Annotated in this window: 6 protein-coding genes; all 6 read right to left on the bottom strand. The window is 58.6% G+C overall.

From position 1 onward, the window contains the following. Nucleotides 1-269, bottom strand: a 269-nt coding sequence (locus G408_RS0108745; protein WP_245584295.1) for a transposase, incomplete at its 3' end; no start/stop codon positions are given. Further along, a complete protein-coding gene (locus G408_RS15730; protein WP_084628155.1) occupies nucleotides 241-927 on the bottom strand; it encodes a M48 family metallopeptidase in 687 nt (228 codons plus the stop codon). The genes G408_RS0108745 and G408_RS15730, both read right to left, overlap by 29 nt. Beyond that, complete coding sequence (locus tag G408_RS0108740) at nucleotides 924-4,133, bottom strand: type I restriction endonuclease subunit R (RefSeq protein ID WP_037412877.1); 3,210 nt, start codon at nucleotides 4,131-4,133, stop codon at nucleotides 924-926. The genes G408_RS15730 and G408_RS0108740 overlap by 4 nt, the downstream gene beginning before the upstream one ends. Before the next feature lie 8 nt (nucleotides 4,134-4,141). Next, nucleotides 4,142-4,954, bottom strand: a complete 813-nt coding sequence (locus G408_RS0108735; RefSeq protein ID WP_211226662.1) for an HAD family hydrolase — start codon at nucleotides 4,952-4,954, stop codon at nucleotides 4,142-4,144. Between the two features lie 20 nt (nucleotides 4,955-4,974). Then, entirely contained in the window at nucleotides 4,975-5,985 is a 1,011-nt protein-coding gene (locus tag G408_RS15115; RefSeq protein WP_156890113.1) for a restriction endonuclease subunit S, read from the bottom strand. 67 nt (nucleotides 5,986-6,052) lie between these two features. Continuing rightward, the coding region (locus G408_RS0108730; RefSeq protein WP_028770779.1) for an IS3 family transposase at nucleotides 6,053-6,376 on the bottom strand (324 nt) is incomplete at its 5' end.

Here is a 6,376-nt window from a genome sequence, read left to right as displayed (position 1 = left end):
AAGTACGCGGCGGCTTTTTTTAGGATGTCGCGCTCCTCGGTCACGCGCCGCAGCTCGGCCTTCAGCCGACGGATCTCCGCCGAGTCGCTCGGCGCTGCGGCGGCCACGGATAGCGGCGCCGTCCTCCTGGCCGCCTGCACCCAGCCATACAACGTGTGCTTGGGGATCCCGATCCGGGACGCCACGTCCACCACCGTAAAGCCGCGCTCCAGCACCTGCTTCACCGCTTCGGCCCGGAACTCATCCGTGTACTGCTTGCTGTTGCCCATAAACACCTCGGTCATTGCCATCAATTATGGCGTCCGGATGTCTACGAAAAGCTGGTCGGTCCACACAGGGCCGAGGGGCTTGCACCAACCGTGAGTTCAAGGTCATCTGCCCACCAGGAGACAAGCTTCCCCATCGGCTACGCATCTCGCGTACTGCGATGCGTGGCCTCTCGTGCCCAAGTCGCTGGAACGTATCAAAGGCATCCGTCAGCACAGCATCGAACACCTCACGGGCTCGACCAAGATACCAGCGTCGCAGGAGCGCCTTGACCTTTGCGGGAGGAAGTTCTCCCGGGCTGATGACCCACATTTCGCCACGGGTCAGTTTCACATGATCCTGACGGGCGTCCGAGTCGTTTGCCTTGACGCGCAAGCGGTACTGTCGTCCAAGGTAGCGATGCGATTCACCGCTGAGATACTGCCTGGGCGCGGTGTGTCTTTCATACCGAGAGAACGTTGCCAGCTGACGACTGACCCACCCTGCCCGCAAGCGAAGCTTCTCGTCTATGATTGCGTCATCGCACCCCCTGGGGGCAAGCACGAGAACACGCCCTCCGGGGTGCACCTCGATGCCCAGTGTTCGTCTCGACGGGCGCTCGACAATCTCATAGCGGATAACCTCGTCGCCGTAGCAGACCAAGCCGCTTCTGTCGCTCATACCGCCATCCGATGCCTGGCGAGCTGCATCGTCCGGTCGATGATGTCGTCCATCTCGCCGGTCGTCAGAGGGACACCCTTCTTGTCCTTGACCTCGTCGTACAGGTAGTCGTCGATTTCGTTCATCGTTCGACGTTGCGCGTCCAAGTCGTCCCAAAAGCCCACCTTTTTGTTGCGTTGAATGATCGACCAGATGTCGACAGCAGAGTCGGCAGCAAGCGTCGCTGCTGTCTCTTCCGCCTTCACATGGCCGAGGACATAGGGCTTGATAACGCCGTACAAAGCAAGGGCATTGTCGTTACCGGCCAACTGCGCCGGGGCATCGTCACTGCGCCGGTTGACAACCGCATCCTTGATCTCACTGACCTTGTTCAGGTATTCCAGATCGGAGATGCGTTTGGCACGGAAGTCGTCGATGGTCTGCTGAATGAGTTTGGAGAACTTCTCGTAGAACGCGGGGTCCTGTTCCAAGCGCTCGCTGATGGCCTTCTTGGTCGCGTGCGCGATCATGTCTGCCTTGGCTGCCGTAGCCTTAGCTTCACCTTGATCCTCGACCACCTGCTTGAACGCTTTCTCGTCGAAGATGTTCACGGGCTCATTCAGGCGAACCACTTCGTTTGCCGAAATATGCGTGTCCAGCAGCTTCTTGATCTTGGGCTCGAAGTCGCGGTAATCCACCGACTCGGCGTACCGCAACTTGACTGACGCCTTCAGGTTCGTAAACCGCTTCAGATCGTTTTTGTACGACTGGAGCTTCTTCTCGGAGGTCGATGCGATGAACTGCTCAGACGACATCGCAATGGACAGCGTCTTGCCGTAGGCCGCCAGTCTCTCGTAGAAGGACTCGCGCAGCTTTTCGTCAGCCAGCAGCTGCTCGTAGGCCTCTTCGTCGTGCTGGTTCTTGACCTCTTTAAAGAGGTCCCAAAGATCGGCGTGACGCTGGGGCAGTTTGGCCACTTCCTCATTGATGCTAACCAGAGCCCCCGCAAGGTCTGCCTCGTCAAATCCATCGAGTGCGCTATAAGTGGTCAGCGCCTGATCGAGCTCACCCAGGATGCCGGCGTAGTCGATGATGTAGCCGAACTCCTTGGGTTGCCTGCCCTCGTCGTCGTCATACAACCGGTTCACGCGCGCGATCGCCTGAAGCAGCGTGTGCTCGCGCAGTTTGCGCGTCAAGTACAGCACCGTGTTTCGTGGCGCGTCGAAGCCGGTCAGCAGCTTGTCGACGACGATGAGAATCTCCGGCTCGTCGCCGTGCTTGAACAGGTTGATGACCTGCTTGTTGTACTCCTCCTCGGAGCCATACCGCTTCATCATCCGTTCCCAAAAGGCGACCACGTCATCGGTCGGGCTGTCGTCGGTCTCCTCGTTGCCTTCCCGAGTGTCCGGCGGTGAGATGATGACGTCACTGGTCACGTGCCCGATCTCATCGAGGAACTTCTTGTAGGTCAGCGCAGCGGCCTTGCTCGGGGCGACGAGCTGGGCCTTGAACCCCGTTCCCTGCCAGTTCTGCCGGAAGTGCTCGCTGATGTCGAAGGCGCGCATGTAGATCACCTGGTCGGCCTTGTTGAGCATCTCCGCCCGGCTGTACTTCTTCTTCAAGTCCGCCTTCTGCGCGTCCGTCAGGCCCTGGGTGTGGCGCTCGAACCAGGTGTCGATGGCTTTCTCGTTCTGCTCCATCTCCACATGCCGCGCCTCGTAGAGCAGAGGGACAACCGCGCCGTCCTTGACGGCCTGATTGATGGCGTAGGTATCGATCAAGCCGCCGAACTTGGCGAAGTTGTTCTTCTCCTTCTTCATCAGCGGCGTCCCGGTGAAGCCAAGGTAGCAGGCCATCGGGAACATTTGGCGCATGCGCGCGGCAAAGCCGCCGAAGTTCGTGCGGTGGCTCTCATCGACCAGGATGAAGATATCGGCCGATTCCTCGACGTGCTTCCTGACCGACAGCGCCTTGTCGAACTTGTGAATGAGCGTGGTGACGATGTGCGCCTTGTTCTCGGAGACCAGCTCCAGCAAGTGGCGCCCGCTGTCCGCCCGGTCTGGCGTCAGGCCGCAGGCGGCGAAGGTGTTGCCGAGCTGTTTGTCCAAATCCACCCGGTCCGTCACCAGGACGATACGCGGGTTTCGAATGTCAGGGTCCAGCGCCAGTGCCCTGGCCAACATCACCATCGTCAGCGACTTGCCCGATCCTTGCGTGTGCCAGATGATGCCGCCCAAGCGCCGCCCCACCTCGTCCCGGTGCTTGACCCGTTCGAGCACACGCTGGACGGCAAAGAACTGCTGATAACGGGCGACCTTGCGGATACCGCCGTCGAACACCGTGAAGCGAAACGCCAGATCCAGCAGGCGCTCAGGCCGGCACAGGCTGTAAAGTGTCCTGTCCTGCTCGGTAATCTGGCGCTCCCCCTCACGTTCCAACGCATCGAAGAACGTGCGAGCGATGGCGAAGTCGCCCGAAAACAGGGCATCCTTGTCCTGGGGTTTCAGCGGAAAATTGACTACCGATGCCACCGCCTTCGCATCGTCGAACTGTTCGCGCCACAACGCCCAGAACTTGGCTGGTGTGCCTGTCGTCGCGTACTGGCCGCCATTCTTGTTCACGCCAATCAGCAGTTGCGCGTAGGTAAAGAGCTTGGGGATATACTCCTCACGCTGGTTACGGATCATCTGCGACACCGCCTGACCGACCTCCACTTTGGGTGACTTGCACTCGATCACCGCAAAGGGGATGCCATTGACGAACAGCACGATGTCCGGGCGGCAGGTTTCGGTGCTGCGCGTCCGCTCGACAGGAAACTCGGCGGTGACGTGGTAGTCGTTGTTGGCCGGGTTCTTCCAGTCGATGTAGTTGAGTGTGAAGCTCTTGCTGTCCCCCTCGATGGACTGCTCCAGCGACACGCCCAGGGTCAGCAAGTCATAGATCGCCTCATTGGTCTTCAGCAGGCCGTCGTACTTGACGTTCTTCAGGCGCTGGATGGCGGTCTGGATGTTCTCCTCGGAGAAGAGATAGCTCTTCCCCTTGTACTGGATGCGGTTGTTCTTCTTCAGCCGCTCGCGCAGCACCTCCTCCAAAAGCACCTGCCCAGGCTTGCCACCCCTTGCTGCCAGCGCCTGCTCGGGCGTGAGATAGGTGTAGCCCAGGTTGACCAAGACCTGCAGGGCAGGGATCTGCGACAGGTACTTCTCGTTGAATCGAAAGCCGTCCATGCGCTCCCTCACAGCAGGCTTTGCAGCGCGTGACGACTCGCAACAAAGTCGATTCGCGCCTTGATGAGCTTGTCCAATTCCGAACCGTCCGTATAGGTGGCCGAGACCACCGCATGGACCCGGCCATCCTGACGATATTTTTCCGCCTTGTCCTTCGCGCCTTTTCTTCCAGGCGGGTACACGGCAACGGACAGCCCTCCTTGATCCTTGATCAAGCGAAAACAAGGAATGTCCGTGGAACCATCGCCGATGAAGACCATGTGCTCAAACGGTACCGGCCGCTCGTCTTTGGGAATAAACTTATTGACGGAGGCGTTATCGCTGATGTCCGTGATGCCCTTGTTGATGCGAAAGAGGAACTGGGTCTTGGTGGTGTAGTTGATGGCGAGCGCCGGCCATTGCGCGACGCCGTTGACGTCGAACAGGTATTTCGAGGCATAAACCGCCTCGAACTCCTTGGCAATGGGTGTTCCGGCAAAAATCTCCTCATTGCCGGAGGAAATCAGGAAGTGCTTGAGGTCCACGCCTTTGGCCTTTGCGTACGCATTGATCCGGCCGAACCACTCCTCCACGCCGTCGAACAGCGCGATGGACTTGCCCCTGGCCTTGAAATCCTCACGCCGGACCGGCACGTTCGCGGCCGCAGCCTTGCGCAGCATCAGGTTCATGTAAACCAGCACCTCATCGGCCTGATGCGCCTGTGCGACCTCATGCACTTCTTTCCAGAAGTCATGCGGCTTGATGCCGATATCGGGCAGGAACTGGTGCTCCTGCATGTTGCCGGGGGCAAGCGTGCCATCAAAGTCATAGGCGATGGCCATCCGGGCCTTACGGGGTCTGCTCATACCGGAACTCCTTCTTCCATTTGGATGCGCCACTTGCCAGTCAGCAGCTTTTGCATCAGGCCGCGTTTTTGGCGCTTGAGGGCTTCTCGCAACTGGCGTAAATGGTCAAGCTCTTCGCGCATGAGGAGAACGGCGCTAGCAATTTGCTGTTGTTCCTCTCGGGATGGGAAGTAGCACTCGGTGTTGAAGAGACCTTCAAAGTCGATGGCCTTTCCTTGGCGTGCCGAGGTGATCAAGAACCGTTTGCTCAAGCGCCCATTAAATACGCGCAAGTAGCCTTCAAAGAAGCGTGGATCCGCTCCATTGATTTGGAATGTGCGATACGCGGGGCTAACGCTGTACGTTTGATTGGTCGAGTTGACGCCGAACGCCATGCAATCACTCGCCAAGCCGAAGCATAGCCACCCGGGTTTGACCAAAAGATTCCGCTCGTGGTTGCTTGTCAAATCTTTTGAATAAACCTCATCACGGGGCTTGATACCATTTTTGCCAACTGAACCAATCACATAATCGCCATGACCGTGGAGAACCTTTGTTTCCTGCAGAAAGTCGCCGAGTCTATATCGACTCCAACCGGGGCTTCGGCGATATATACGCTCCGTGACGGCACCGATGTACACCTCCTTCGCCGCGATCAGGCGCTCGGTGGTTTCGATGGCGGTGTCCCAAGCAGAGAGCACGCTAGCTGTCCGCCGCTGTAGTTGAATGTCTGGCAGCGGTACCTCTTGAAGTTTCAGGTTCCGCCCATTGATGACCGGGACGGTTCCCGAGTTGCAGAAGTCCTGAAGATCATGGAAATCAAACCAGTAGTAGAGATACTCGGGGTCGCAAACATTCGCATCCCGTACTGTGACGACAAGGACGTTATCGTCAGTCAGACAGTCCTCGGCGAGAATTCTCTTGTTGTTGTTACGGAGAGCCGCTCCGACACGCGGGAACACGATGCTCCCTGCAGGAAATGAGGTAGCACGCATTTCACGAAGCACCTCGGAGCTGACGTAGTTCAAGGACTTGCGCAGGTACTTTGAGCTTGTTGGAGAGCCGATATTGGACCGACCAGAGTTCCGTAGACACTCATTCGCCGCTCTGCGCGTAGCGCCTTTCGAACTCTACCGGTGACATGCCGCCAGCGGAACCATGCCGGCGGATCGGGTTGTAGAACATCTCGATGTAGTCGAACACGTCCGATGCGGCGGTGGCCCTCGTCGGGTAGATCCGACGCTTGATCCGCTCCTTCTTCAGGACGCTGAAGAAGCTCTCGGCCACGGCGTTGTCGTGGCAGTTCCCGCGACGGCTCATGCTCGGCACCATCCGGTGCGCCTTCAGGAACGACTGCCAGTCGCTGCTGGTGAACTGGCAGCCCTGGTCGGAGTGGACCATCACGCCCGGACCGGGCTT

Source organism: Silanimonas lenta DSM 16282 (assembly GCF_000429065.1).
GTDB classification, from domain to species: Bacteria; Pseudomonadota; Gammaproteobacteria; order Xanthomonadales; family Xanthomonadaceae; genus Silanimonas; species Silanimonas lenta.
This window is presented reverse-complemented; position numbering and strand designations above follow the sequence as displayed.

Bases quoted from the DNA above. Each gene is read 5' to 3' on its own strand.
- G408_RS0108740 (WP_037412877.1), bottom strand. From the start codon at position 4,133: ATGGACGGCTTTCGATTCAACGAGAAGTACCTGTCGCAGATCCCTGCC.
- G408_RS0108735 (WP_211226662.1), bottom strand. From the start codon at position 4,954: ATGGCCATCGCCTATGACTTTGATGGCACGCTTGCCCCCGGCAACATG.
- G408_RS15730 (WP_084628155.1), bottom strand. From the start codon at position 927: ATGAGCGACAGAAGCGGCTTGGTCTGCTACGGCGACGAGGTTATCCGC.